Source organism: Pseudomonas sp. SMV7, from assembly GCF_052041995.1.
Taxonomy (GTDB): domain Bacteria; phylum Pseudomonadota; class Gammaproteobacteria; order Pseudomonadales; family Pseudomonadaceae; genus Aquipseudomonas.
Genome location: NZ_JBKGGT010000022.1, coordinates 1 through 26,949 on the forward strand (window position 1 = coordinate 1; position 26,949 = coordinate 26,949).

The following is a 26,949-nucleotide window of genomic DNA, read 5'->3' on the forward strand; positions in this document are numbered from 1 at the left end:
GACCAACCCCCCGAAGGGCCGCAAAGCGGCCCCGTCAATCGACAAGGACACAGCAATGACCTGGCAACCCCACATCACCGTCGCCACCATCGTCGAGCAAGACGGCAAGTTCCTCTTCGTCGAGGAATTCAAGGCAGGCGCGCAGGTCTTCAACCAACCCGCCGGCCACCTCGAGCGCAACGAAACCCTGCCCCAGGCCGCCCTGCGCGAAACCCTGGAAGAAACCGCCTGGGAAGTCGAGCTGACCGGGGTGGTCGGCATCTACCTGTACACCGCCCCCAGCAACGGCGTGACCTACCAGCGCATCTGCTTCGCCGCCCGCCCCGTGCGCCACCGCCCGGAACTGGCCCTGGACAGCGACATCATCCGCGCCGTGTGGCTGACCCGCGATGAACTGCTGGCCGACCCGGCCCGCTGGCGCAGCGAACTGGTACCACGCTGCCTCGACGACTACCTCAAAGGCCCCCTGCACAGCCTCGACCTGCTGCGTGACTGACGTGGCGCCGCGGGTTTGATAGAATCGGCGCTTTTCCCCCCTGATACACACCGGTAACCATGACCAGCCCAGCACTCAAAGACCCCGCCAAGACCCGCGTCATCGTCGGCATGTCCGGCGGCGTGGACTCTTCCGTCTCCGCCCTTCTGCTCATGGAGCAGGGCTACCAGGTGGAAGGGCTGTTCATGAAGAACTGGGAAGAAGACGACGGCACCGAATACTGCACTGCCCGTGAAGACCTGGCCGACGCCCAGGCCGTGTGCGACCGCATCGGCATCAAGCTGCACACCGCCAACTTCGCCGCCGAATACTGGGACAACGTCTTCGAGCATTTCCTCGAGGAATACAAGGCCGGCCGCACGCCCAACCCGGACATCCTCTGCAACCGTGAAATCAAGTTCAAGGCGTTCCTCGACTACGCCCTGTCGCTGGGCGCCGACCTGATCGCCACCGGCCACTACGTGCGCCGCCGCGACACCGGCGAACTGACCGAACTGCTCAAGGGCCTGGACCCGAACAAGGACCAGAGCTACTTCCTGCACGCCGTCGGCGGCAAGGAAATCGCCCGCACCCTGTTCCCGGTCGGCGAACTGGAAAAGCCCGAAGTGCGCGCCATTGCCGAAAAGCATGGCCTGGCCACTGCCAAGAAGAAGGACTCGACCGGCATCTGCTTCATCGGCGAGCGCCGTTTCAGCGACTTCCTCAAGCAGTACCTGCCGGCCCAGCCGGGCAACATCGAAACCACTGACGGCGAAGTGATCGGCCGCCACCACGGCCTGATGTACCACACCATCGGCCAGCGCCAGGGCCTGGGCATTGGCGGCCTGAAGGATGCAGGTGACGAGCCGTGGTACGTGCTGCACAAGGACCTGGCGCGCAACGTGCTGGTGGTCGGCCAGGGCAACGACCACCCCTGGCTGTTCTCGCGGGCCCTGCTGGCCTCGGAAATTTTCTGGGTCAACCCGATCGACCTCGGCAGCCCGCGCCAGCTCACCGCCAAGGTTCGCTATCGCCAGGGTGACCAGCGCTGCACCCTGGAACGCAGCGCAAGCGGTTACCGCGCCGTGTTCGACGAACCCCAGCGCGCCGTTACCCCGGGCCAGTCGGTGGTGTTCTACGATGGCGAGGTATGCCTGGGCGGTGGCGTGATCGAAACTGCCGAGCCGTGGAGCCCGCGCGCATGAGCAAGCTGCAGGAGCAGTTGATTGCGCTGGGCGGCGTGTTTCAGGCCGCAGTACTGGTGGACCGCATCGCCCGCACCGGCCAGGCCAGCGAAGCCAACATCGGTTGCATGCTGGGCAGCCTGCTGGTGCGTGACCCCAAGGACACCCTGGAGGTGTTCGGCGGCGACGACCTCAACCTGCGCGACGGCTACCGGGCGCTGGTCGGCGCCCTGGAGCGCGACCCCAGCAGCCTGCAGCGCGAGCCGCTGCGCTATGCCCTGTCGATACTCGGCCTGGAGCGCCAGCTGAACAAGCGCGCCGACCTGCTCGACACCATTGGCAATCGCCTGCCGCAAATCCAGTCCCAGGCCGAGCATTTCGGCCTGGTTCACGAAAACGTCATCGCTTCCAGCGGAGCCTTGTACCAGGACACCCTGAGCACCTTGCGCCAGCGTATCCAGGTGCATGGCGACATGCGCTTCCTGCAGCAGGCCAGCAACGCCTCGAAGATTCGCGCCCTGCTGCTGGCCGGTATCCGCGCCGCCCGTCTGTGGCGCCAGCTGGGTGGCCACCGCTGGCAGCTGGTGTTCAGCCGGCGCAAGTTGCTCAACGAACTGTACGACATGATGCGTAGCACTAACTGAAAGGCTGTACCAGCCTCTGTGGGAGCGGGCGCGCCCGCGAAACAGGCAACTCGGTGGATGGCACCGGCTTCGCCGGTGTTCGCGGGCACGCCCGCTCCCACAGGGATCGCATCAAGCACTTTTGTACGGCCGACCTTTGGTCAGCCACCCGACTCGGGCGCATTTTTCGTGTATGATATGCGCCCTTCCAAAAGCCTGACTGTCCGAGAACACCCCATGCAGCTTTCTTCGCTCACTGCGGTTTCCCCTGTAGACGGCCGTTATGCCGGCAAAACCCAGGCCTTGCGCCCCATTTTCAGCGAATTCGGCCTGATCCGTTTCCGCGCCCTGGTCGAAGTGCGCTGGCTGCAGCGCCTGGCCGCCCACCCGCAGATCGGCGAAGTGCCGGCATTCTCCGCCGAAGCCAATGCCCTGCTGGACAGCCTGGCTAGCGATTTCAAGCTTGAGCACGCCGAACGCGTCAAGGAAATCGAGCGCACCACCAACCACGACGTCAAGGCGATCGAGTACCTCCTCAAGGAGCAGGCCGCCAAGCTGCCTGAGCTGGCCAAGGTCAGCGAGTTCATCCACTTCGCCTGCACCAGCGAGGACATCAACAACCTGTCCCACGCCCTGATGCTGCGCGCTGGCCGCGACGACGTGCTGCTGCCGCTGATGCGCCAGATCGCCGACGCCATCCGCGCCCTGGCCCACGCCCATGCCGACGTGCCGATGCTGTCGCGCACCCACGGCCAGCCGGCCTCGCCGACGACCCTGGGCAAAGAGCTGGCCAACGTCGTGTACCGCCTGGAGCGCCAGATCGCCCAGGTTGCTGCCGTACCGCTGCTGGGCAAGATCAACGGTGCCGTAGGCAACTACAACGCCCACCTGTCGGCCTACTCGCAGATCGACTGGGAGCAGAACGCCCGCGCCTTCATCGAAGACGAGCTGGGCCTGCAGTTCAACCCGTACACCACCCAGATCGAGCCGCACGACTACATCGCCGAGCTGTTCGACGCCATCGCCCGCTTCAACACCATCCTGATCGACTTCGACCGTGACGTGTGGGGCTACATCTCGCTGGGCTACTTCAAGCAGAAGACCGTCGCCGGCGAAATCGGCTCGTCGACCATGCCGCACAAGGTCAACCCGATCGACTTCGAAAACTCCGAAGGCAACCTGGGCATCGCCAACGCGCTGTTCCAGCACCTGGCCAGCAAGCTGCCGATCTCGCGCTGGCAGCGCGACCTGACCGACTCCACCGTGCTGCGCAACCTGGGCGTGGGCTTCGCCCACAGCGTCATCGCCTACGAAGCCAGCCTGAAAGGCATCGGCAAGCTGGAAGTCAACGAAGCCCGCATCGCTGCCGACCTGGACGCCTGCTGGGAAGTGCTGGCCGAGCCGATCCAGACCGTGATGCGCCGCTTCAACATCGAGAACCCCTACGAGAAGCTCAAGGAGCTGACTCGCGGCAAGGGCATTACCCCGGAAGCGCTGCTGACCTTCATCGACGGCCTGGATATGCCAGCCGAAGCCAAGGCCGAGCTCAAGCAGCTGACCCCGGCTACCTACATCGGCAACGCGGCAGCACAGGCCAAACGCATCTAAGCTGAGCGTCGCGTTCAACGCCCGGCCTGGCCGGGCGTTTTTATTCACGGACGAAAATTACATTTTTTCAATAGGTTGAACATGAATCCTGATACTCCACTGCAGCTGCTCGGCGGCATCTCGGCCCGCGAATTCATGCGCGACTACTGGCAGAAGAAGCCGCTGCTGGTGCGCCAGGCCTTCCCGGACTTCATCAGCCCGATCGACCCCGACGAGCTGGCCGGCCTGGCCCTGGAAGAGGAAGTCGAGTCGCGTATCGTGCTCGAGCACGGCGCGCACCCGTGGGAGCTGCGCCGCGGCCCGTTCAACGAAGACACCTTTGCCAAGCTGCCGGAGAAGGACTGGACCCTGCTGGTGCAGGCCGTCGACCAGTTCGTCCCGGAAGTGGCCGAACTGCTGGAAAACTTCCGCTTCCTGCCGAGCTGGCGCATCGATGACGTGATGATCAGCTTCGCCGCGCCTGGTGGCAGTGTCGGTCCGCACTTCGACAACTACGACGTGTTCCTGCTGCAGGGTCACGGCCAGCGCAACTGGAAGATCGGCCAGATGTGCAGCAGCGACAGCCCGCTGCTGGAGCACGCCGACCTGCGCATCCTCGCCGCCTTCGAGCAGAGCGAAGAGTGGACCCTGGAGCCGGGCGACATGCTCTACCTGCCACCGCGCCTGGCCCACTACGGCGTGGCGGTGGACGACTGCCTGACCTACTCGGTCGGCTTCCGTGCCCCCAGCGCCGCCGAGGTGCTGACCCACTTCACCGACTTCCTCGGCCAGTTCCTGCCCGATGAAGAGCGTTACAGCGACGCCGACGCCCAGCCGGTCAGCGACCCGCACCAGATCCAGCACGACGCGCTCGACCGCCTCAAGGCCCTGCTCGACAAGCACATGAGCGACAAGGACCTGCTGCTGACCTGGTTCGGCCAGTTCATGACCGAGCCGCGCTACCCGGAACAGATCGTCGGTGAAGAGCTCAGCGAAGAAGAACTGGTCGACGCCTTGGAGCAAGGCGCCATCCTGATCCGCAACCCGAGCGCACGCCTGGCCTGGTCCGAGTTCGAAGACGACCTGCTGCTGTTCGCCAGCGGCCGCAGCTGCCCGCTGCCGGGCAAGCTGCGCGAGCTGCTGAAGCTGGTCTGCGCCGCCGACGCCCTGCACATCGACAACCTGGCCGAGTGGCTGCAGGATGAAGACGGCCTGATGCTGATACAGCAGTTGGTGAAACAAGGAAGCCTGGGGTTTGCCAATGAATAGAATCAGTGTTCGCCTCGCCGACTGGCACAAGGACAACGCCGATATTCGTCGTATTCGCGAAGCCGTGTTCGTTGCCGAACAGCACATTCCGCCAGAACTGGAATTCGACTCGGAAGACCAGGATGCGCTGCATTTCCTGGCCCTGGAAGGCGACTACCCGATCGGCACGGCCCGCCTCCTGGCCGACGGCACCATCGGGCGCATCTCGGTGCTCAAGGACTGGCGTGGGATGAAGGTTGGCGATGCGCTGGTCAATGCGGTGATCGCCGAAGCACAGAACCGCGACCTGAAGCAGCAGATGCTCAGCGCCCAGGTGCATGCCACGCCGTTCTACGAGCGGCTGGGCTTCCGCGTCGTCAGCGAGGAATTCCTCGAAGCCGGCATCCCGCATGTGGACATGGTGCGCGACTCACGCGTCTGATACCTGTACCGGCCTCTTCGCGGGCTTGCCCGCTCCCACAGGTACTGCGCAGATATTCAATATCTGTGGGGTCCTTGTGGGAGCGGGCAAGCCCGCGAAGAGGCCGGCACAGCAAGACACATCTTGCCTGACAAAAACCTGTACATCCATCCAGATAAAACTTGCCTCCGCGCGCTCGCTTGCGCATCCTATCGCCCATCACCCCCGATGAAGCGTCCTCGGCCATGCGCCTGTTCCTTTGTGAAAAACCCTCCCAGGCAAAAGACATCGCCAAGGTGCTCGGCGCCAACCGCAAGGGCGACGGCTGCTGGCAAGGCACCGACGTCTGCGTGACCTGGTGCATCGGCCACCTGCTGGAAACCGCCCCGCCCGACAGCTACGACGAACGCTACAAGCGCTGGAACCTGGCCGACCTGCCGATCATTCCGCAACAATGGAAGATGCTGGTCAAGCCCAAGACCGCCAGCCAGTTCAAGGCGGTCAAGCGCCTGCTCGGCGAAGCGCGGGAACTGGTGATCGCCACCGACGCCGACCGTGAAGGCGAAATGATTGCCCGCGAACTGGTCGAGCATTGTCGTTATCGCGGCCCGGTGCAGCGCCTGTGGTTGTCGGCACTGGACGACGCCTCCATCCGCAAGGCCCTGGCCCGCCTGCTACCGGGCCACCAAACCTTCAACCTGTACCACTCGGCGCTGGGGCGCTCCCGCGCCGACTGGCTGATCGGCATGAACATGAGCCGGTTGTTCACCTTGCTGGGCCGCCAGTCCGGCTACCAGGGCGTGCTACCGGTAGGCCGGGTGCAAACACCGACCTTGCGCCTGGTGGTCGACCGCGACCGCAGCATCGCCGGCTTCATACCGGTGCCGTTCTGGGCCATCGACGTGCAACTGGAACATGCCGGTCAACAATTCAACACCCAGTGGCGCGCCCCCGAGGACGCCTGCGACGACCAGGGCCGCTGCCTGAAGCAGGAGCTGGCACAGCAGGCCGCTGCCGACATCCACCAGGCCGGTACCGCACGGGCCAGCAAGGTGGCCACCGAGCGCGTGCGGGAAGCCGCACCCCTGCCCTTCGACCTGGGCACCCTGCAGGAGCTGTGCTCGAAAAAGTTCGGCCTCGGTGCCCAGGAAACCCTCGACATAGCCCAGGCCCTGTACGAAGCCCACAAGCTGATCACCTACCCGCGCAGCGACTGCGGCTACCTGCCGCAAAGCCAGCACGCCGAGGCGCCGGCCATCCTCGCCGCGCTGCAACGGGCCGATGCCAGCCTGGCAGCGCTGCAGGCTCATCTGCAGCCGCAGCGCCGCTCACGGGCCTGGAACGATGCCAAGGTCAGCGCCCACCACGGCATCATCCCGACCGCCGCCGCCAGCGACCCAACGCGCCTGCCGGCCAAGCACAAGGCGGTGTATACCCTGATCCGCGCCCGCTACCTGGCGCAGTTCCTGCCCAACCACGAGTACGACCGTACCCAGGCCGACTTCGACTGCGCCGGCCACGCCCTGCGCGCGGTGGGCAAGCAGATCGTCGAACCCGGCTGGCGCCGCGCCCTGCCCGAGGCACTGGCCCCGGCCAAGGGCCGCGAAGCACTACCGGCCCAGGTGCTGCCAGCGCTGCGCGAGGGCCAGGACTGCGCAGTGCATAGCCTGCAACTGAAAGACCTGTGGACCCAGCCGCCCAAGCCGTTTACCGAGGGCGACCTGATCAAGGCGATGAAGAATGTGGCCAAGCTGGTGGAAGACCCGCGGCTGAAACAGAAGCTCAAGGAAACCACCGGCATCGGCACCGAAGCCACCCGTGCCAGCATCATCCAGGGCCTGCTCGACCGTGGTTACCTGGTGAAGCATGGCAAAGCCCTGTCCGCCACACCTGCTGCGTTCAGCCTGATCGACGCCGTGCCCCGTGCGATTGCCGACCCCGGCACCACGGCAATCTGGGAGCAGGCGCTGGACATGGTGCAGAGCGGTGAAATGACACTGGAAGAATTCGTCGCCCGGCAGTCGGCGTGGATGGGCAAGCTGGTGGAGCGCTGCAGCGGTATGCGCATGACTATCAGCGGGCCAGCAGCCGGGGCTGCGCCACCCTGGAAGAAGAAGCGCCGAAGTGGTGGGAAAAGCAAGGCGGCTGGAAGAAAAGCGGCCGCCAGCAAGCCGCGACAGCCCAGGAAAAAAGCCTCAACCTGAATCCTTTTGCCATGAGTAGCCCTATCGCTGGCAAGCCAGGCAAACCACAAAACGTAGCCGACGCATTGGCATCATGAAATTTAACTGCTAACTTTTCATGAAAATAATCACAATAATTTTCATGAGAGGCTTGCATGTTCAAGCAATCCGCCCAGCACGTCGCCACGTATTATGCCCAGACCTACCCCGCCAGCATCCCCCTGCGCCCCACCCTGCAAGGTAGCCACGCCACCGAGGTGCTGATCATCGGCGCCGGCTTCAGCGGCCTGCACACCGCCCTGCGCCTGGCCCAGGCAGGCAAGCGCGTGACGCTGCTGGAGGCCAGCCGCGTGGCCTGGGCTGCGTCCGGGCGTAACGGTGGCCAGGCCCTGCTCGGTTGGTCATGCGACATGCCGCCGCTGGAAAAAGCCCTGGGTCTCGAGCGCAGCCGACGCCTGTGGGCCAGCATGTGCTGGGCCGCCGACGAAATGCGCGAACTACCGCAGCGGCATGGCTTCGACATCGACTATCGGCCAGGCAGCCTGTGGACCGCCGTGATGCCACGCCGGGTGAAAATGCTTGAACAGGCCTTGCACGAGGCTGAACACACATGGGGCTACGACGCCCTGCGCCTGATTGGCCGCGACGAGCTGCCACAGTGGATCGACAGCCCGCGCTACCAGGCTGCACTGTATGACGCCAATGGCGCGCATCTCAACCCGCTGAAACTGGCCCAGGGCCTGGCCAGCACCCTCGAGGCTGCGGGCGGGGGCATCTTCGAGCAAAGCCAGGTGCTGGCCTACGCGCCGAGTGGCAACGGCTATGTCGCACGCACCGCCGGCGGCGAGGTACGTTGCGACGTGCTGGTGCTGGCCTGCAATGCCTACATCGACCAGCTCGACCGCAACCTGTCGCGGCGCTTGTTGCCGGTCGGCTCCTACCAGGTCGCCACCGCGCCACTGGATGCCGAGTTCGCCCAGTCGCTGCTGCCACGCAACAGTTGCGTGATCGACAACCAGTTCGTGCCCGACTACTTCCGCCTCACCCCAGACCACCGCCTGCTGTTCGGTGGCGGCTGCACCTACCTCGGCGGTATTCCCAGGGACGTCGCCAGCGCCACCCGCCCCTACCTGGAACGGGTGTTCCCACAACTGGCCGGGGTGGCCATCGATTACGCCTGGGGCGGCCATATCGACTGCAGCATGCAGCGTACCCCGGACGTCGGTCGTGAAGGCCAGCGCTACTGGTTGCAAGGTTTTTCCGGGCATGGCGTGCTGCCGACCCTGGCCGCCGCGCGGGCGGTGAGTGACGCCATCCTCGGTGACGATGACCTGCTTTCGCTGTACCAAGGCCTCGACAATGGCCGCTTCCCGGGCGGCGACCTGCTGGCCGCACCGCTGGAAGCCGCCGCCAAGGCCTGGTACCGCATGCGCGACCGCATCTGAGGGCATCTGTGTCGCCTACGCAGGCGACACAAAATCCCGATAGCCGCCCAGATCCCGCCTATGCTCAATAGCTCCCTTCGGTTCCTGCCGCACAGGAGACACGACCATGAGCTATGTAACCACGCAGGACGGCGTACAGATCTTCTACAAGGACTGGGGCCCGCGCGATGCGCCGGTCATTCACTTCCATCACGGCTGGCCGTTGAGCGCCGATGACTGGGACGCGCAGATGCTGTTCTTCCTCGCCCACGGTTACCGAGTGGTCGCCCACGACCGCCGTGGCCATGGCCGCTCCAGCCAGGTCTGGGACGGCCATGACATGGACCACTACGCCGACGACGTGGCAGCGGTGGTCGCCCACCTGGGGATCCAGGGCGCCGTGCATGTCGGCCATTCGACCGGTGGCGGCGAAGTGGTGCGCTACATGGCCCGCCACCCCGGCGACAAGGTCGCCAAGGCCGTGCTGATTGCCGCCGTGCCGCCACTGATGGTACAGACAGCGGCCAACCCGGGCGGCCTGCCCAAGTCGGTGTTCGACGGCTTCCAGACCCAGGTCGCCAGCAACCGCGCACAGTTCTATCGGGATGTGCCGGCTGGGCCGTTCTATGGCTACAACCGCCCCGGTGTCGAAGCCAGCGAGGGCATCATCGGCAACTGGTGGCGCCAGGGCATGATCGGCAGCGCCAAGGCCCATTACGATGGCATCGTGGCGTTTTCCCAGACCGACTTCACCGAAGACCTGAAGGGCATCACCCAGCCGGTGCTGGTGATGCATGGCGACGATGACCAGATCGTGCCGTATGAAAACGCCGGGTTGCTGTCGGCGAAGCTGCTGCCCAACGGCACGCTGAAGACGTACAAGGGTTACCCGCATGGCATGCCGACCACCCATGCCGATGTGATCAATGCGGACCTGCTGGCGTTTATCCGTAGCTGATGTGATCGCCTGCACCGACCTCTTCGCGGGTAAACCCGCTCCCACAGGTACTGCACAGCTCTTGAAATGTGCACGTAACCTGCAGGAGCGGGTTTACCCGCGAAAGGGCCGGCACTGGCAACCCATACACCTCAGGATTAACATGTTTCCCTTCTAGCGCGGCCCTTTGCCGCCCCTTGCCTCCCTGCCTGCCAAGAAACCATGCCCTTCGAACTCACCGTAGAACCGCTCACCCTGCTGATCCTGGCGCTGGTCGCCTTTGTCGCCGGTTTCATCGACGCCATCGCCGGCGGCGGCGGCCTGCTCACCACCCCTGCACTGCTCACCGCCGGCATGCCACCCCATCTGGTGCTGGGCACCAACAAGCTCAGTTCCACATTCGGCTCGGCGACAGCGGGTTTCACCTACTACAAACGCAAGCTGTTCCACCCCGCGCAATGGCGCCCGGCATTGTTCGCCACCCTGACCGGGGCCCTGCTCGGTGCAGTGATCGCCCACTACATGCCAGCCGAATGGCTGAACAAGATGCTGCCGGTGATCGTCTTCGCCTGTGGCGTCTACCTGCTGTTCGGCGGCACGCCCAAGGCACCGCTCGATGCCGACGCCCCGATCAGGAAGAAATGGCAGCTGCCCCAAGGCTTCACCCTGGGCTTCTACGACGGCGTCGCCGGCCCGGGTACCGGGGCGTTCTGGACCGTCAGCACCCTGCTGCTGTACCCCATCGACCTGGTGCGCGCCAGCGGTGTGGCACGCAGCATGAACTTCGTCAGCAACATCGCGGCGCTGACGGTGTTCATCATCTCCGGGCAGGTGGACTATATCGTCGGCCTGTGCATGGGCCTGTCAGTGATGGTGGGCGCCTTCTTTGGTGCACGCACGGCGATCAGCGGCGGCAGCAAGTTCATCCGCCCGGTATTCATCACCGTGGTGCTGGCCTTGACCGTGCGCCTGGCGTGGCAGCACTGGTTCGGGCAGGCCTGATGGGCTGTGATACCCCTGCTTACCCGCCCTATCTGCGCGAGAAATGTCCTCCGCCGTCGTTGCAGGACTTGGCAATGGAATGACCATTGCCTGCGCCCTGCGCCTAGTCGGAGAACATTTCTCACTGCAGCTAGGACGGGAAAGCAGGGATATCACAGCCCAGCCGCCGTGCAACGTAGAGGTCGATAAGGTAGCGGGCGATGGAGCGCCCGGCCGGCAGCGGCGGCAGGTCGTGGACACTGAACCACCTGGCATCCTCGATCTCGTCCGGCTGCATGACGATATCGCCCCCGGCGTATTCGGCATGAAAGCCCAGCATCATCGAGTGCGGGAACGGCCAGCACTGGCTGCCCACGTACTGGATGTTCTTCACCTCCACCGCCACTTCCTCGCGCACTTCGCGCACCAGGCAATCTTCGGCCGACTCGCCCGGTTCGGCGAAGCCTGCCAGGGTGCTGTACACCCCGCTGACGAAGCGCGGCGAGCGCGCCAGCAACACTTCATCGCCACGGGTCACCAGCACGATCATGCTCGGCGAAATGCGCGGGTAGCTGCGCAGGTCGCAGGGCTGGCAGTACATCGCCCGCTCCCAGCGGATCTGTGTCATCGCCTGGCCGCAACTGCCGCAGAAGCGGTGCTCGCGCGCCCAGGTGCCGATCTGTGCGGCGTAGCCCAGCACCTTGTAGGTGTCGAAGTCGCCTTCGAGCATGAACGCACGCAGGCCACGCCAGGCACAACCTGGCATCTCGCTGGCGCTGCGCAGCTCCAGGAGGAACACCGGCTGGCCATCGAAGTGGCCGATGCCATGCTCGCACAGCACATCCAGGTCCTGGCGCTTGAGCCAGTCGCGGGAGAACAGCGCGCCGTTGGCGTCCACCAGGAACCCTTCCGGGCTGCGGGCCACGGCCAGGCCCCCGGTGATCTGCGGGTCGAGTACTGCAGTAGTCCAGCGTGCTGACATGTCGGGGATCCTTTACTGCGCGTCCCCCGGCCCGGTCAGTCGGCGAACGTCGGTTTCTGTTTGCTCATGTGCGCCGCCACGGCCACGCGCAGGTCTTCAGACTGCAGCATCGCGGCGTTCCAGGTGGCGATGTATTCCAGGCCATCGTCGATGCGATGGTCACGCATGTAGCTGAGCATCTCCTTGGTGCCGGCCACGGCGATCGGTGATTTTGCGGCAATCTCGCCGGCGAGGGCAAAGACCCCGTCCAGCAGCGCGGCCTGATCATCATAGACCCGGTTGACCAGGCCGATGCGCAGCGCCTCTGCAGCCTCGACATTGCGCCCGGTGAAGGCCAGCTCACGCATCATGCCGTCCCCGATGATACGAGGCAAACGTTGCAGTGTGCCGACATCGGCAGCCATGCCCATGTCGATCTCCTTGATCGAGAATTGCGCGTCGGCGCTGCAGTAACGCATGTCGCAGGCCGAGATGAGGTCGATGGCGCCGCCGATGCAATAGCCTTGCACAGCGGCCAGAACCGGCTTGCGGCACTGGTCCACGGCATTGAACGACGCCTGCAGGCGCAGGATGGTACTGCGCAGGAAGCGCGCGTTACGGCCGACGTCCTTGCCCATCTGCCCGGCCAGCGAGGCCAGCATCATCAGGTCGATGCCGGCGGAAAAATGCTTGCCGGCGCCGCTGAGCACCACTACCCGCACCGCGTCGGTATCGTCTACCCACTGGAAGATATCGATGATCTCTTCCCAGAAGGCGGCGTTCATCGCATTGACCTTCTCCGGGCGGTTGATCTGGACATGGGCAATGTTGTCGGTCAGTTCGACCTTGAATGCGCTGTACTCGGTCACGGGCGGCACTCCTGGAGGTGACAGGTTCATGCCACGGATGGTAACCCAGCCCGATGGCCGTACTTGTGCCAAAAACGGGACTGTATGCCTTGCCTAAGACGCGCCGATCCGGCACCGTTCGCCATCGCCGAATCATAAGGATACAAATTCATGTCGCGCTCCCTGACTGGCGCCCTCGCCCACAGCTTCCTGGGCCAGTCGCCGCTTTGGTACAAGGCCGTCATCTGCCTGTTCCTGGTACTCAACCCGCTGCTGCTGGCCACCCTTGGCCCGGTCGCCGCGGGCTGGGCGCTGGTGCTCGAGTTCATCTTCACCCTGGGCATGGCCCTGAAATGCTACCCGCTGATGCCCGGCGGGCTGCTGCTGGTCGAAGCGCTGCTGTTGCAGATGACCACCCCGCAAGCCCTGTACGAAGAGCTGCAGCACAACTTCCCGGTCATCCTGCTGCTGATGTTCATGGTCGCCGGCATCCACTTCATGAAGGAACTGCTGCTGTTCCTGTTCTCGCGCATTTTGCTCGGGGTGCGTTCGAAGGCAATCCTGGCATTGCTGTTCTGCGTGCTGTCGGCCTTTCTCTCGGCGTTTCTCGACGCACTGACCGTGACCGCCGTGATCATCAGCGCCGCGGTCGGCTTCTATGCGGTGTACCACCGTGTTGCCTCCGGGGCCAACCCACGCGAAGACGTTGCGCTGGACAGCGACCAGCAGGTCGCGGCACTGCACCGTGAACACCTCGACCAGTTCCGTGCCTTCCTGCGCAGCCTGTTGATGCATGGCGCGGTGGGCACTGCCCTGGGCGGTGTCTGCACCCTGGTGGGCGAGCCGCAGAACCTGCTGATCGGCCACGAAATGGGCTGGCATTTTGCCGATTTCTTCCTCAAGGTGGCGCCGGTATCGCTACCGGTACTGGCTGCCGGCCTGCTGACCTGCGTGCTGCTGGAGAAGCTGCGCCTGTTCGGTTACGGCACACTGATGCCCGAGCCGGTGCGCCAGGTGCTGGCCGCCTACGCCGCCGAGGACGATGCCGCACGCACCCCCGCCCAGCGCATCGCGCTGTGGGTGCAAGGCTTCGCCGCGCTGATCCTGATCGTCTGCCTGGGGTTGCACGTTGCCGAAGTCGGCCTGATCGGCCTGATGGTGATCGTGCTGATCACCGCGTTCACCGGTATCACCGATGAACACCGCCTGGGCCGCGCCTTCCAGGACGCCATGCCGTTCACCGCGTTGCTGGTGGTGTTCTTCGCCGTCGTGGCGGTGATCCACCAGCAGCAGCTGTTCAGCCCGCTGATTACCTGGGTACTGGCCCTGCCGGCCGAACAGCAGCCAGGCATGCTGTACCTGGCCAATGGCTTGCTTTCGGCGATCAGCGACAACGTGTTCGTCGCCACCATCTACATCACCGAAGTGAAGCAGGCGTTTGTCAATGGCGGCATGAGCCGCGAGCATTTCGAGACCCTGGCGGTGGCGATCAACACCGGCACCAACCTGCCCAGCGTGGCGACCCCGAACGGCCAGGCTGCGTTCCTGTTCCTGCTGACCTCGGCGATCGCGCCGCTGATCCGGCTGTCGTATGGGCGCATGGTATGGATGGCCTTGCCCTATACCGTGGTAATGGGTGGGCTGGGCTGGTGGGCGGTGACCTACTGGCTGTGAGGCAGCCTGCAGCGGCCCAGTCGATCAGGCGGCTGTCATTCGACTATCCTCGCCCGGCAGGCGCGCGCCGGCGAGGTGCAGTCCGGTTCGCGCTGAAAAGCGCAATCCCGTACAACTTTTGCCGCGCGCCCGCATCGAAACACAGGTGAGCCCTACCCATTGCAAGGAGGTCGACATGGCACTACGCACCCCGCTGCTGCTTTCCTGCCTGACCCTGGCCCTGCTCGGCTGCGCCGGCAACGACCACCCGGCGCCGCCGCATACCCAGCAGGTTGACCTGCAACGCTACCAGGGCACCTGGTACGAACTGGCGCGCTTGCCGATGTTCTTCCAGCGCAACTGCGTGCAGTCCGAGGCGCACTATGGCCTGCGGGCCGACGGCCGCGTCGACGTGACCAACCGCTGCCGGGAAAAGGACGGCCAGTGGAATGAAGCCAGGGGTATCGCCGAAGCCCAGCAACCAGGCAGTACCGACAAGCTCTGGGTGCGCTTCGACAACTGGTTCAGCCGCCTGGCACCCGGCCTGACCAAGGGCGAGTACTGGGTGCTGTACCACGACCAGGATTACCGCGTGGCCCTGGTCGGCCACCCCAACCGCGAGTACCTGTGGCTGCTCTCACGCACGCCGGCCATCCCCGACCAGACACGAGAGCAGCTGCTGGATATCGCCCGCGAGCAGGGCTACGACACCAGCGAACTGATCTGGCGCCAGGCGGATGCCGAAGCGCGCCCCTGAAACCACAGGACGGCTCGGCCAGCCGGCCCGGGCATCACCAAGGAGTTGTAATGGATCTGTTGTTCCTCGGCACCTCCGCCGGGGTGCCCACCAAGGCACGCAATGTCAGCGCCACGGCTGTGATCGAAGCCACGGGCAGCCACTGGTACCTGGTCGACTGTGGCGAAGGCACCCAGCACCGGCTGCTGCATACACCGCTTTCGATCCGCGACCTGCGGGCGATCTTCATCACCCATGTACATGGCGACCACTGCTTCGGCCTGCCGGGCCTGCTGGCCAGCGCCGGCATGAGCGGACGCACCCAGCCACTTGACCTGGTGCTGCCCGTTGCCCTGCACGAATGGGTCCGGCAGGGGCTGGCGGCCAGCGACACCTTCCTGCCGTTCGAACTGCGCCTGCTGGCGGTGGAGGACCTGCTGGAATGGCACAGTGAGGCGATGCACGTGACTACCGTGCAGCTGTCGCACCGGGTCCCGAGCGTCGCGTTCGTGTTCACCGAACTCAACCCCGAACCCCGCCTGGATATCGCGCGCCTGGAAGCCGAAGGCGTCCCCCGCGGGCCGCTGTGGGGCGACCTGGTCAAGGGCCTGGCGGTGGAGCACGGCGGGCGGATGCTGCACGGCCGGGATTACCTGCGCCCGTCCCGTCCGCCACGGCGCGTGATCGTGTGCGGCGACAACGACACCCCAGAACTGCTGGCCGACGCGGCCAGGGGCGCGGACGTGCTGGTGCACGAAGCCACGTTCACCCAGCCAGTGGTGGCACGTACCGGGGTCACCTTCGGCCACAGCACCGCCGCAGCGGTGGCGCGCTTTGCCGAAGCGGCTGGCGTGCGCAACCTGGTGCTCACCCACTTCAGCGCCCGCTACCAGCCGGACCCACGGCGCAGCCCGAGCATCGTCGATATACGTGACGAAGCCGCTGCCCATTACAGCGGCCACCTGACCCTGGCGCAGGACCTGCAGCGCTATCACATCGGGCGCGATGGCAGCCTTGAACCGAGCGGATGACTGCCCCGGCGACGTGCCCGCGCTGCCGAGGCGGCGTTGCTAAGCCGCCAGGCGCCCGCTGGCAATCGCCTCCGACGCCGCCAGCATCGCGCGCAGCAACACCGCGCAGCCCGCCGCCAGGTCCTCGGGGCTGGCGTTCTCGATTTCGTTGTGGCTGATGCCGTTCTCGCAAGGCACGAAAATCATCCCCGCCGGGCCCATTTCGGCAAGGAAGATCGCGTCGTGCCCTGCCCCGCTGACGATGTCCATGTGCGGCAGGCCCAGCGCCTCGGCGGATGCACGCACGGCATCGACACAGCCTTTGTCGAAGTACAACGCCGGGAAGTCTGCCGTCGGCACCAGTGTGTGGCTCAAGCCGTGCCTGGCACAGGTCGCCTCGATCACGGCACGCACGTCACTGATCATCGCATCCAGTTGCTCACCCTCCAGGTGGCGGAAGTCCAGGGTCATGCGTACTTCGCCGGGGATTACGTTGCGCGAGCCGGGGTAGGCCTGCAGGCAACCCACCGTGCCACAGGCATGCGGCTGGTGGCCCAGGGCGGTACGGTTGACCGCTTCGACCACGGCGGCGGCGCCGACCAGGGCGTCCTTGCGCAGGTGCATGGGGGTCGGGCCGGCATGGGCTTCGACGCCGCGCAGGGTCAGGTCGAACCATTTCTGGCCAAGGGCACCCAGTACCACGCCGATGGTCCTGGCCTGGTCTTCGAGGATCGGCCCTTGCTCGATGTGCGCTTCGAAATAGGCCCCGACCGGGTGGCCCTGCACCGCGCGCGGGCCGGCGTAGCCGATGGCGTCCAAGGCCTCGCCGACACTGACGCCCTGGGCATCACGCTTGGCCAGGGTTTCCTCCAGGGTGAACTTGCCGGCGAACACGCCTGAGCCCATCATGCACGGGGCAAAGCGCGAGCCTTCCTCGTTGGTCCACACCACTACTTCCAGTGGTGCTTCGGTGTCCACACCCAGGTCGTTGAGGGTGCGAATCACCTCCAGCCCTGCCATGACCCCGAAGCAGCCATCGAACTTGCCACCGGTGGGCTGGGTGTCGATGTGGCTGCCGGTCATCACCGGCGGCAGCTTGGGGTTACGCCCCGGGCGCCGGGCGAAGATATTACCGACCGCGTCGATGCTCACCGTACAGCCGGCGGCTTCGCACCATTGCACGAACAGGTCGCGGGCCTGGCGGTCGAGGTCGGTCAGGGCCAGGCGGCAGACACCGCCCTTGGCAGTGGCACCGAGGCGTGCCAGGTCCATCAGCGATTGCCACAGGCGGGCGCTGTCGATATGCCGGGCGCTGCTGTCGAGGATCTCTTGGACTGGGGTCACGGGTTTCTCCTTCAGGCTTTGTTGTTGTCTGTGCCGGCCTCTACGCGGGCACCCTGCGAAGCAGCACACGCGGTCTCAAGGCAAAGGCTTGGCCACCTGCGCCGGGCTGCGCGCCAGCACCCCGGCGAACAGGTAGTACAGCCCCCCTCCCAGCAGCGAGCCGGTGAACCAGCCATAGTCGTAGAACCAGCTGAAGCTGCTGTTGCCGATGGCCATCAGCGTCAACGCGACCGGCAAGGCAAAGGCGGCAAAGCCGGCCCAGTTCCATGCCGGGTACACGTCGTCGCGGTACAGCCCGGCCAGGTCCAGCTGTTGCCGGCGGACCAGGAAGTAGTCCACCACCATGATCCCGGCGATCGGCCCCAGCAGGCTGGAATAGCCCAGCAACCAGTTGGAGTACACGCTCTCCAGGCTCAGGTCGGAGACGATCCAGCCCAGCTTCTTGAGCAACTCATGGCCCATCAGCGCCAGGCCGATGAAACCGGTCAGCCACACCGCGCGGCTGCGCCCGATCAGGCGCGGGGCGATGTTCTGGAAGTCGTTGGTCGGCGACACGATGTTCGCCGCGGTGTTGGTCGACAGCGTGGCGATCACGATCAAGGCCATGGCCAGGGCCACCCAGAACGGGCTGTGGATCTTGCCGATCAGGCTGACCGGGTCGGCCACGGTCTCGCCTACCAGGGATGCCGAGGCGGCGGTCAGCACCACGCCCAGGGCGGCGAACAGGAACATGGTCAGCGGCAGGCCGAAGATCTGCCCGAGAATCTGGTCCTTCTGGCTGCGGGCGTAACGGCTGAAGTCGGGGATGTTCAGCGACAGCGTGGCCCAGAAGCCGACCATGGCGGTGAGCCCGGCGCAGAAGTAACCGAGCATGCTGGCGCCGGCCGGGCGCTTGGCCGGCTGGGCCAGCAGCTCGGTCATCGACATGTGCGGCAAGGCCCACAACAGCAGGCCGACGCCCACCGCCACCAGCAGTGGTGCCGACAGCGTTTCCAGCCACTTGATCGACTCGGCACCGCGCAGCACCACCCACAGGTTCAGGCACCAGAAGATCATGAAGCCGAGCACCTCGCCGGTACCGCCCAAGGCCTTCCAACCGTCGAATACCGAGCCGAGGAACAGGTGAATGGCCAGGCCACCGAACAGGGTCTGGATGCCGAACCAGCCGCAGGCGACCACCGCGCGGATCAGGCACGGTACATTGGAGCCGAGGATGCCGAACGACGAACGCAGCAGCACCGGGAACGGGATGCCGTACTTGGTGCCGGGAAAGGCGTTGAGGGTGAGCGGGATCAGTACGATCAGGTTGGCCAGCAAGATCGCCAGCAAGGCCTCGCCCACGCTGAGGCCGAAGTACGCGGTGAGCACGCCGCCAAGGGTATAGGTGGGTACGCAGATGGACATGCCCACCCACAGCGCGGTGATGTGCCATTTGTTCCAGGTGCGCTGGTGCACCTTGGTCGGGGCGATGTCGTGGTTGTAGCGCGGGCTGTCGAGGACATCGCTGCCCTCGGACAGCTCGAACAGGCCACCCTGCTCGACCACTTCCGATCTGCTCTGCTGCATGGGGCTTTCTCCAGATGTTCTTTTAGTTCTTTGCTCATCGGCTTGATGCGATGGCCGGAGTACACGCGTTATGTGCTTGAAAATCTCGACCAGAATTTCATCTTGTCAAGTCAGTCAACGTCCATGAAAACCCCGACATCAGCGCAACCATGGAAATTAATCGTTATTTTTCAGTAGTTTAAAAACCATAAAATTAATAGGAAAATTTTCTTGCTGAATGCCGGATCAGCATCTAGCCTCGATTCTTGTCAGGCATGACAGGATCAATCGCCCTGCCCGCCTGCCCCTGACAATTCCAAGAACCGGCCCAGACCGGTCAGCCTGCGAGGAAGACGGCATGTCCCTGTTGATCCGTGGCGCCACCGTGGTCACTCACGAAGAAAGCTACCCCGCCGATGTCCTGTGTGCCGATGGCCTGATCCGCGCCATCGGGCAGAACCTCGAGCCGCCCAGCGGCTGCGAGATCCTCGACGGCAGCGGCCGCTACCTGATGCCCGGCGGTATCGACCCGCACACGCACATGCAATTGCCGTTCATGGGCACCGTGGCCAGCGAGGACTTCTTCAGCGGCACCGCTGCCGGCCTGGCCGGGGGCACCACCTCGATCATCGACTTCGTCATCCCCAACCCGCAGCAATCGTTGCTGGAGGCGTACCACACCTGGCGTGGCTGGGCGCAGAAAAGCGCCAGCGACTATGGCTTCCACGTCGCCATCACCTGGTGGAGCGAGCAGGTGGCGGAAGAAATGGGCGAGCTGGTCGCCAGGCATGGGGTGAACAGCTTCAAGCACTTCATGGCCTACAAGAATGCCATCATGGCCGCCGACGACACCCTGGTGGCCAGCTTCGAACGCTGCCTGCAACTGGGTGCGGTGCCCACCGTGCATGCCGAGAACGGCGAGCTGGTGTACCACCTGCAGAAAAAACTGCTGGCCCAGGGCCTGACCGGACCGGAAGCGCACCCGTTGTCGCGCCCCTCGCAAGTCGAGGGCGAGGCCGCCAGCCGCGCCATCCGCATTGCCGAAACCCTCGGTACGCCGCTGTACCTGGTGCACGTTTCCAGCCGCGAAGCGCTGGATGAAATTGCCTATGCCCGCGGCAAGGGCCAGCCGGTATACGGCGAAGTACTGCCCGGCCACCTGCTGCTGGATGACAGCGTCTACCGCGACCCGGACTGGGCCACCGCCGCCGGCTATGTGATGAGCCCGCCGTTCCGCCCGCGCGAACACCAGGAGGCCCTGTGGCGCGGCCTGCAGGCGGGCAACCTGCACACCACCGCCACCGACCACTGCTGCTTCTGCGCCGAGCAGAAAGCCATGGGCCGCGATGACTTCAGCCGGATTCCCAACGGCACGGCTGGCATCGAGGACCGCATGGCAGTGCTGTGGGATGCCGGGGTCAACAGTGGGCGCCTGTCGATGCACGAGTTCGTCGCCCTGACCTCCACCAACACGGCAAAAATCTTCAACCTGTTCCCGCGCAAGGGCGCCATCCGCGTGGGTGCCGATGCCGACCTGGTGCTGTGGGACCCGCAAGGTACCCGCACCCTCTCGGCCAAGACCCACCATCAGCAGGTGGACTTCAACATCTTCGAAGGCCGCACTGTGCGCGGCATCCCCAGCCACACCATCAGCCAGGGCAAGCTGCGCTGGGCTGATGGCGACCTGCGCGCAGAAGCAGGTGCGGGGCGCTATGTGCAACGGCCGGCGTATCCATCGGTGTATGAGGTGCTCGGGCGCAGGGCCGAAGTGCAGCGGCCGACGCCGGTTCAACGCTGAGGCCATCGGGCTGCGCAGCGCCCCCGACCACCCGCGCAATCCTTGTTGCCTGCATCCAAAAAAAAATAGAGAGGCTACAACCGTGATCGACGCCCTGAACCACTTGCCGCGCCCCCGGGCCGGTGCCGACCAGTTGGCCGAGCGCTTCAGCGACCTGGCCCCACCCCTCACTGCGCGCCAGGCCGCCGTCGAAAGCGCGCGTTGCCTGTACTGTTACGACGCCCCCTGCGTCAACGCCTGCCCCAGCGAAATCGACATCCCGTCGTTCATCCACCGCATCAGCGACGACAACCTGCAAGGCGCCGCCGAACGCATCCTTTCGGCCAACATCCTCGGCGGCAGCTGCGCCCGCGTCTGCCCCACCGAAATCCTCTGCCAGCAAGCCTGCGTGCGTAACAATGCGCAGGAATGCGCACCGGTGCTGATCGGCCAGCTGCAGCGCTATGCCCTGGACAATGCGCATTTCACCGCGCACCCGTTCCAGCGCTCGCCGGCCACCGGCAAGCGCATCGCCGTGGTCGGTGCCGGCCCGGCCGGGCTGGCCTGCGCCCATCGCCTGGCCATGCACGGGCATGATGTGGTGGTGTTCGAAGCCTGCGACAAGGCCGGTGGCCTGAACGAGTACGGTATCGCCCGCTACAAGCTGGTGGATGACTTCGCCCAGCGTGAAGTGGAGTTTCTGCTGGGCATCGGCGGCATCGAGATTCGGCATGGCCAGCGCCTGGGTGGCAACCTCAGCCTGGGCGAGCTGCGCGACCAGTATGACGCGGTGTTCCTCGGCCTCGGCCTGAATGCCGTGCGCCAGCTGGGCCTGGCCGCGGAGGACGCCCCCGGCCTGCTCGCCGCCACCGAATACATTCGCGAACTGCGCCAGGCCGATGACCTGAGCCAACTGCCACTGGCCGACCGCTGCGTGGTGATCGGTGCCGGCAACACCGCGATCGACATGGCGGTACAGATGAGCCGCCTGGGCGCCCGCGACGTCAACCTGGTGTACCGTCGCGGCCACGCCGACATGGGCGCCACCGGCCATGAGCAGGACATTGCCAAGGCCAACCAGGTACGCCTGCACACCTGGGCGCGCCCCGATGCCGTGCTGCTGGACGACAGCGGCAAGGTGCGCGGCATGCGCTTTGCCCGCACCGAGCTGGCTGAAGGTCGCCTGCGCGACAGCGGCGAAACCTTCGAGCTGGCCGCCGATGCCATCTTCAAGGCCATCGGCCAGCGCTTCGACGACAGCAGCCTCGGCGACCCGCTGGCGGCACAACTGGCCCGCGACGGCGAGCGCATTCGGGTCGATGCAAACATGCAGACCAGCCTGCCGGGCATCTACGCCGGTGGCGACTGCACCGCCCTGGGCCAGGACCTGACCGTCCAGGCCGTACAACACGGCAAGCTGGCCGCCGAAGCCATCCATGCCCGACTCATGCTCAATGTGGAGGCAGCGTAAATGGCCGACCTGTCGATCGAATTTGCCGGTATCAAGGCACCCAACCCATTCTGGCTGGCCTCCGCCCCGCCAACCGACAAGGCCTACAACGTGGTACGTGCCTTCGAGGCCGGCTGGGGCGGCGTGGTGTGGAAGACCCTCGGCGAGGACCCGGCGGCGGTCAACGTATCGTCGCGCTATTCGGCGCACTATGGCCCGAATCGCCAGGTGCAGGGCATCAACAACATCGAGTTGATCACCGACCGTTCGCTGGAGATCAACCTGCGCGAAATCACCCAGGTGAAGCAGGACTGGCCCGACCGTGCGCTGATCGTGTCGCTGATGGTGCCGTGCGTGGAAGAGTCATGGAAGTTCATCCTGCCGCTGGTGGAAGCCACCGGGGCTGATGGCATCGAGCTGAACTTCGGCTGCCCGCACGGCATGCCGGAGCGAGGCATGGGCGCGGCGGTAGGCCAGGTGCCGGAGTACGTGGAGATGGTCACCCGCTGGTGCAAGACGTATTGCGCGCTGCCAGTGATCGTCAAGCTCACGCCGAATATCACCGACATCCGCCAGTCGGCCCGCGCCGCGCACCGTGGCGGCGCCGATGCGGTGTCGTTGATCAACACCATCAACTCCATCACCAGTGTCGACCTGGAGCGCATGGTCGCCCACCCCATCGTCGGCGACCAGAGCACCCATGGCGGCTACTGCGGTTCGGCAGTCAAGCCGATCGCCCTGAACATGGTGGCGGAAATCGCCCGCGACGTGCAAACCCGTGGTTTGCCGATCTGCGGCATTGGCGGTATCGGCAACTGGCGCGATGCCGCCGAATTCATCGCCCTGGGCAGTGGTGCCGTGCAGGTGTGCACGGCGGCGATGCTGCATGGCTTCCGTATCGTCGAAGACATGAAGGATGGCCTGGCACGCTGGATGGACCAGCATGGGCATCGCAACCTCGAGGCGTTCCGTGGCCAGGCGGTGGCGCATACCACCGACTGGAAGTACCTGGACATGAACTACCAGTCGGTGGCGCACATCAACCAGCAGGCGTGCATAGGTTGCGGGCGCTGCCACATCGCCTGCGAGGACACTTCGCACCAGGCCATTGCCAGCACGCTGAAGGCAGATGGCACGCATGCCTACAACGTGGTGGAAGAGGAATGCGTCGGCTGTAACCTGTGCCAGATCACCTGCCCGGTGGAGAACTGCATCGAGATGGTGGCTCAAAACACTGGCAAGCCTTATTTGAACTGGACGCAGGATCCGCGCAACCCCTATCGCGAGGCCAGCTGACACTGATTGGGGCTGCTGCGCAGCCCTTCGCGGGCTTGCCCGCTCCCACAGGTTCCGCGCCGCTCTCAAGGGCTGCCGAGACCCTGTGGGAACGGGCATGCCCGCGAAGGGCCGCGCAGCGGCCCCAATTGCCTGTTCAAGGCTCCAGCCCGATCCCCCGCAGGATCACGCTGGTCACCGTCTGCACCGCACTTTCAAAAGCCATGTCCGACAACGGCTCCCCACCATTGAGCAACGCCACCTGGTAACCAAAGTCGGCATAGTGCTGGGTCGAGGCCCAGATCATGTACAACAGCGCCGAAGGTTCCACCGCCAGGATGCGCCCCTCCTCCACCCAGCGACGGATCTTGGCTTCCTTGAGCTTGGCCCAGGGCACCAGGCTTTCCGCCAGGTCCGCCCCCAGCAACGGCGCCCCGTGCAGCATCTCCTCGGCCCAGATTTTCGAACCCAGCGGCCGTGAGCGTGAATGGCCCATCTTGGCGCGGATATAGCTGGTCAGTACCACCCGCGGGTCGTCGAAATTCTCGAAGCACAGCGCGTCCTGTTTCCACACCTCCAGCAGATCCTGCAACACCGCGCGGAACAGGTCGTCCTTGGTGCTGAAGTAATAATGCAGGTTGGAACGCGGCAACTCGGCCTGCTCGGCGATATCGCCCATGGAGGTGGCGCCATAGCCCTTCTCGGCAAATACCTTTTCCGCCGCCTGCAGGATCTTGCCGATATTGCGCCGGCGGATTTCGATCTTGTGGTTGGCCATCAGGCTTGCGCCGTCCACACCGCCAGTTCGTAGCCGACCGGGTCGATGACGCTGACATTGAACTCTATGTTGTCGATCTGCCGATCTGTACCGCGAATACCCATGTGTGCTCCGTGCCGAATGGTGTTGGCGCTAGGCTCTGTGTGAAAAGCCTTGATACTCGGTTCGGGTGGTTTCTCGCAACTGCTAAAATGTGCGCCACCTTGTTGCTGACAGGCATGACGTTGATCATTGCCCAAGCCCCCTCGGCAATAGCCAGTCGCCTGTGAAGATGACTGATACGCTTACGGAACTGGAAGGACCTCACGATGTATCTGGTGCGAATCGCGTTGCGCGATGTCCGTTCGATCAAGTCCCTGGACCTGGACTTCCATGCCAGTGCCGGCGGAACGCGTCGCTGGACCTTGCTCCTCGGAGAAAACGGCTGCGGCAAAAGCTCGGTGCTGCGAGCGATTGCATTGCTTCTCGCAGGCAGCGATGCCCTTCCTGAACTGCTCGGCGACCCTGATGCGTGGATCAGGAATGGCGCGAAGAAATGCCGTATTGAAGGAACGCTGGTTACCGCCAAGGGCGAAATCCGAGAGATAGCGCTGGAAATCAACCGTGGTGACGGGATCCGCAAGATCTTCGCCAACAACCATGACTCGCTGGAAGCGCTGGATGCCGCGATTGCCAAAGCCGAGCGCAACTACTTTGTCCTGGCCTACGGTGTTTCCCGTCGCCCACCGGTGATCAACATGCGCGCCACGTTCCCCGATGAACGCTCGCGCGTACCACGGGCGCAAGGTATGGCGACGATGTTTTCGCCAGACGCCAGCCTGGTGTCACTTGAACAGTGGGTGATGGACCTCGATTACCGCAAAGGCCTGTCGTCGATGATGGGCGCGGTCAACGAAGCGCTGGACAAGCTTCTACCCGGCATGCAGTTCTCGCGAATCGACCGGGCCACGCGGCAGATCATGTTCGACACGGTGGATGGCGAAATACCACTCAACCAACTTTCCGATGGTTACCAGAACATGGCCGCCTGGTGTGGCGACCTGCTGTACCGGATCACCGAAACCTTTCCCGACCGCAAGAACCCCCTCAGCACACGCGGGGTGCTGCTGATCGACGAAATCGATCTGCACCTGCATCCGGTGTGGCGGCGTCATCTGGTTGAGTTTCTCTCCAGCACCCTGCCGAACTTCCAGTTCATCGCTACCACCCACTCGGCGCTCACGGCACAGCAGAGTGGTGAAGGTGAACTCTATGTCATCAGACGGGAAGGTGCAGAGGCGACACCTACCCTGGTGCCGTTCATCGGCGAACCGCGCAAGATGATGCTCCATCAACTGCTGATGAGCCCTATGTTCGGTTTGGACTCGCTGGAATCAGTCGAAATTGAAAAGGCTCGCAACGCAGTCAGGGCACTCAGCCTCAAAGACTCGCTCAACAAGCAAGAAGCCGCGCAGCTGAAAGCACTGCAGACAATCCTGAACGAAGCCCCCGAATGGGACGTCATGCCGCACTATGCAAAAGAGCAAGCCGAGTTGATCCGCAGCCTCAAATCTTCATTGCTCAAGAACAAGCGCAAAACCAGGGTATCGCCAGACAAACTCACCGCCATCACCAAAAACCTAGAGCGCGAGCCATGATCAAGGTCTCGCGCACGCGCTCTGCCGTAAAACTCAAGGGCTTTACCGGGACTCAACTGGAAACCAAACTCAACAACCTGGTGCAGTACTACCAGGACGACGGCCATACCGGAACGGTCAACTTCAGGCCCAAGAACCGTCAGGTCTGGGGCCGCGCCAAGCCGCAACTCAAGGTCGAGTCCTGCAACAAGTGCATCTACTGTGAAGCGGACACTGCCGTGGTAGCGCATGGCGACGTCGAACACTTCCGCCCCAAAAGCCAGTACTGGTGGCTGGCGTATTGCTACGACAACTACACGTTCAGCTGCCAGATCTGCAACCAGACCTATAAAGGCGATACGTTTCCGGTGCAGGGCCCAAGGCTCGCGCCGCCTGCAGTGCCGTTAACCCTTCCCAGCGACGGCGCAGCGCTGAAATCCTTGTTGCAGACTATTTGCCCCGATCCAGTCACCACCACGGATGCAGCAGTGGCCCAACTCTACGCGCAGGAGGACGCTGAGCTCATCAACCCCTACGTCGCCGACCCGGAACAGTTCTTTGCCTGGAAAGCCATCCCGGAAACACGCGAAGTCTGGCTGGTCGCCGTAACCGGGTCCAGTCAATCCAGCAGGGCGGTGAAGGCTGCGGAGGACGTGCTCGGGTTGAACCGCCAGGAATTGCTGCGCCTGCGCTGGAATACCTACGAAACGCTGGAGACGCTGGTATTACTTTTTCAGGAAGGTGACTTTGCTGCCGAGCGCCAGCGTGAGTTCTTGCTGCGCATACGAACCCAGGCCGAGGCAGACCGCCCTTTTGCCGGTATGACGCGGTTCTTTCTGAAAAGCTGGGGTCTGCTCTAGCCACCCGGCAGCTGCATGCCAGTCGCCTGTAGT

The 26,949-nt window shown here is 64.4% G+C and carries 23 protein-coding genes; 18 read left to right on the top strand and 5 right to left on the bottom strand.

What is annotated here, in order from left to right; genetic code table 11:
• The first annotated feature begins 55 nt into the window (after positions 1-55).
• The 10 genes from ACLEJP_RS21895 (at position 56) to ACLEJP_RS21940 (ending at position 11,084) form a co-directional block, all read left to right on the top strand.
• Positions 56-496: an NUDIX hydrolase gene (locus ACLEJP_RS21895; RefSeq protein ID WP_440809801.1), complete on the top strand. Its 441-nt coding sequence runs from the start codon at positions 56-58 to the stop codon at positions 494-496.
• 59 nt (positions 497-555) lie between these two features.
• Complete coding sequence (gene mnmA, locus ACLEJP_RS21900; RefSeq protein WP_440809804.1) at positions 556-1,680, top strand: tRNA 2-thiouridine(34) synthase MnmA; 1,125 nt, start codon at positions 556-558, stop codon at positions 1,678-1,680.
• Positions 1,677-2,303, top strand: coding sequence for a high frequency lysogenization protein HflD (hflD, locus tag ACLEJP_RS21905; protein WP_440809806.1), 627 nt, complete (start codon positions 1,677-1,679; stop codon positions 2,301-2,303). Before mnmA ends, hflD begins: the two co-directional genes overlap by 4 nt.
• A 216-nt stretch (positions 2,304-2,519) precedes the next feature.
• Positions 2,520-3,890, top strand: a complete 1,371-nt coding sequence (gene purB, locus ACLEJP_RS21910) for an adenylosuccinate lyase (RefSeq protein ID WP_440809807.1) — start codon at positions 2,520-2,522, stop codon at positions 3,888-3,890.
• A gap of 81 nt (positions 3,891-3,971) precedes the next feature.
• On the top strand, positions 3,972-5,138 hold the full coding sequence (locus ACLEJP_RS21915; RefSeq protein ID WP_440809809.1) for a ribosomal protein uL16 3-hydroxylase: 1,167 nt from the start codon (positions 3,972-3,974) through the stop codon (positions 5,136-5,138).
• Positions 5,131-5,559, top strand: coding sequence for a GNAT family N-acetyltransferase (locus ACLEJP_RS21920; protein ID WP_225778402.1), 429 nt, complete (start codon positions 5,131-5,133; stop codon positions 5,557-5,559). Before ACLEJP_RS21915 ends, ACLEJP_RS21920 begins: the two co-directional genes overlap by 8 nt.
• Positions 5,560-5,783: 224 nt before the next feature.
• Positions 5,784-7,742, top strand: a complete 1,959-nt coding sequence (locus ACLEJP_RS21925; RefSeq protein WP_440809812.1) for a DNA topoisomerase III — start codon at positions 5,784-5,786, stop codon at positions 7,740-7,742.
• Between the two features lie 134 nt (positions 7,743-7,876).
• Entirely contained in the window at positions 7,877-9,166 is a 1,290-nt protein-coding gene (locus tag ACLEJP_RS21930; RefSeq protein WP_440809814.1) for an NAD(P)/FAD-dependent oxidoreductase, read from the top strand.
• A gap of 106 nt (positions 9,167-9,272) precedes the next feature.
• Complete coding sequence (locus ACLEJP_RS21935) at positions 9,273-10,103, top strand: alpha/beta fold hydrolase (RefSeq protein WP_440809815.1); 831 nt, start codon at positions 9,273-9,275, stop codon at positions 10,101-10,103.
• A gap of 201 nt (positions 10,104-10,304) precedes the next feature.
• On the top strand, positions 10,305-11,084 hold the full coding sequence (locus ACLEJP_RS21940; RefSeq protein ID WP_225778406.1) for a TSUP family transporter: 780 nt from the start codon (positions 10,305-10,307) through the stop codon (positions 11,082-11,084).
• A gap of 130 nt (positions 11,085-11,214) precedes the next feature.
• On the opposite strand, the gene nudC is transcribed toward ACLEJP_RS21940, so the two are convergent.
• Positions 11,215-12,045 carry an NAD(+) diphosphatase gene (gene nudC / locus ACLEJP_RS21945; protein WP_440809821.1) on the bottom strand — a complete coding sequence of 277 codons (831 nt, stop codon included), beginning with the start codon at positions 12,043-12,045 and terminating at the stop codon, positions 11,215-11,217.
• Between the two features lie 35 nt (positions 12,046-12,080).
• The gene (locus ACLEJP_RS21950) at positions 12,081-12,893 is read right to left on the bottom strand and encodes a crotonase/enoyl-CoA hydratase family protein (protein WP_440809824.1); all 813 of its coding nucleotides are present in this window, start codon (positions 12,891-12,893) and stop codon (positions 12,081-12,083) included.
• Between the two features lie 150 nt (positions 12,894-13,043).
• Between ACLEJP_RS21950 and nhaB the strand changes: the two genes are divergently transcribed.
• The 3 genes from nhaB (at position 13,044) to ACLEJP_RS21965 (ending at position 16,292) form a co-directional block, all read left to right on the top strand.
• A complete protein-coding gene (gene nhaB / locus ACLEJP_RS21955) occupies positions 13,044-14,546 on the top strand; it encodes a sodium/proton antiporter NhaB (protein WP_440809826.1) in 1,503 nt (500 codons plus the stop codon).
• Between the two features lie 175 nt (positions 14,547-14,721).
• Positions 14,722-15,282: a lipocalin family protein gene (locus tag ACLEJP_RS21960; RefSeq protein ID WP_440809827.1), complete on the top strand. Its 561-nt coding sequence runs from the start codon at positions 14,722-14,724 to the stop codon at positions 15,280-15,282.
• Positions 15,283-15,332: 50 nt separating this feature from the next.
• Positions 15,333-16,292 carry a ribonuclease Z gene (locus ACLEJP_RS21965; RefSeq protein ID WP_440809830.1) on the top strand — a complete coding sequence of 320 codons (960 nt, stop codon included), beginning with the start codon at positions 15,333-15,335 and terminating at the stop codon, positions 16,290-16,292.
• A gap of 39 nt (positions 16,293-16,331) precedes the next feature.
• On the opposite strand, the gene ACLEJP_RS21970 is transcribed toward ACLEJP_RS21965, so the two are convergent.
• Positions 16,332-17,615 (bottom strand): Zn-dependent hydrolase, encoded by a 1,284-nt coding sequence (locus tag ACLEJP_RS21970; RefSeq protein WP_440809831.1) that lies wholly within the window; start codon positions 17,613-17,615, stop codon positions 16,332-16,334.
• 75 nt (positions 17,616-17,690) lie between these two features.
• Positions 17,691-19,181, bottom strand: a complete 1,491-nt coding sequence (locus ACLEJP_RS21975; RefSeq protein WP_440809833.1) for an NCS1 family nucleobase:cation symporter-1 — start codon at positions 19,179-19,181, stop codon at positions 17,691-17,693.
• Positions 19,182-19,518: 337 nt separating this feature from the next.
• Here ACLEJP_RS21975 and hydA point away from each other — a divergent pair, with 337 nt between their 5' ends.
• The 3 genes from hydA to preA all read left to right on the top strand — a co-directional run bounded on the left by hydA (position 19,519) and on the right by preA (position 23,683).
• Positions 19,519-20,958, top strand: coding sequence for a dihydropyrimidinase (gene hydA, locus ACLEJP_RS21980; protein ID WP_440809836.1), 1,440 nt, complete (start codon positions 19,519-19,521; stop codon positions 20,956-20,958).
• Positions 20,959-21,040: 82 nt separating this feature from the next.
• Positions 21,041-22,408, top strand: a complete 1,368-nt coding sequence (locus tag ACLEJP_RS21985) for an NAD(P)-dependent oxidoreductase (protein ID WP_440809838.1) — start codon at positions 21,041-21,043, stop codon at positions 22,406-22,408.
• On the top strand, positions 22,409-23,683 hold the full coding sequence (gene preA / locus ACLEJP_RS21990; protein ID WP_440809840.1) for an NAD-dependent dihydropyrimidine dehydrogenase subunit PreA: 1,275 nt from the start codon (positions 22,409-22,411) through the stop codon (positions 23,681-23,683).
• Positions 23,684-23,819: 136 nt separating this feature from the next.
• Here preA and ACLEJP_RS21995 read toward each other — a convergent pair whose 3' ends face one another.
• Positions 23,820-24,440, bottom strand: coding sequence for a TetR/AcrR family transcriptional regulator (locus tag ACLEJP_RS21995; RefSeq protein WP_440809842.1), 621 nt, complete (start codon positions 24,438-24,440; stop codon positions 23,820-23,822).
• A 308-nt stretch (positions 24,441-24,748) separates the two neighbouring features.
• Between ACLEJP_RS21995 and ACLEJP_RS22000 the strand changes: the two genes are divergently transcribed.
• On the top strand, positions 24,749-26,077 hold the full coding sequence (locus ACLEJP_RS22000) for an AAA family ATPase (protein ID WP_440809844.1): 1,329 nt from the start codon (positions 24,749-24,751) through the stop codon (positions 26,075-26,077).
• Positions 26,074-26,916, top strand: a complete 843-nt coding sequence (locus tag ACLEJP_RS22005) for a hypothetical protein (RefSeq protein ID WP_440809847.1) — start codon at positions 26,074-26,076, stop codon at positions 26,914-26,916. The genes ACLEJP_RS22000 and ACLEJP_RS22005 overlap by 4 nt, the downstream gene beginning before the upstream one ends.
• Positions 26,917-26,949: the final 33 nt, after the last annotated feature.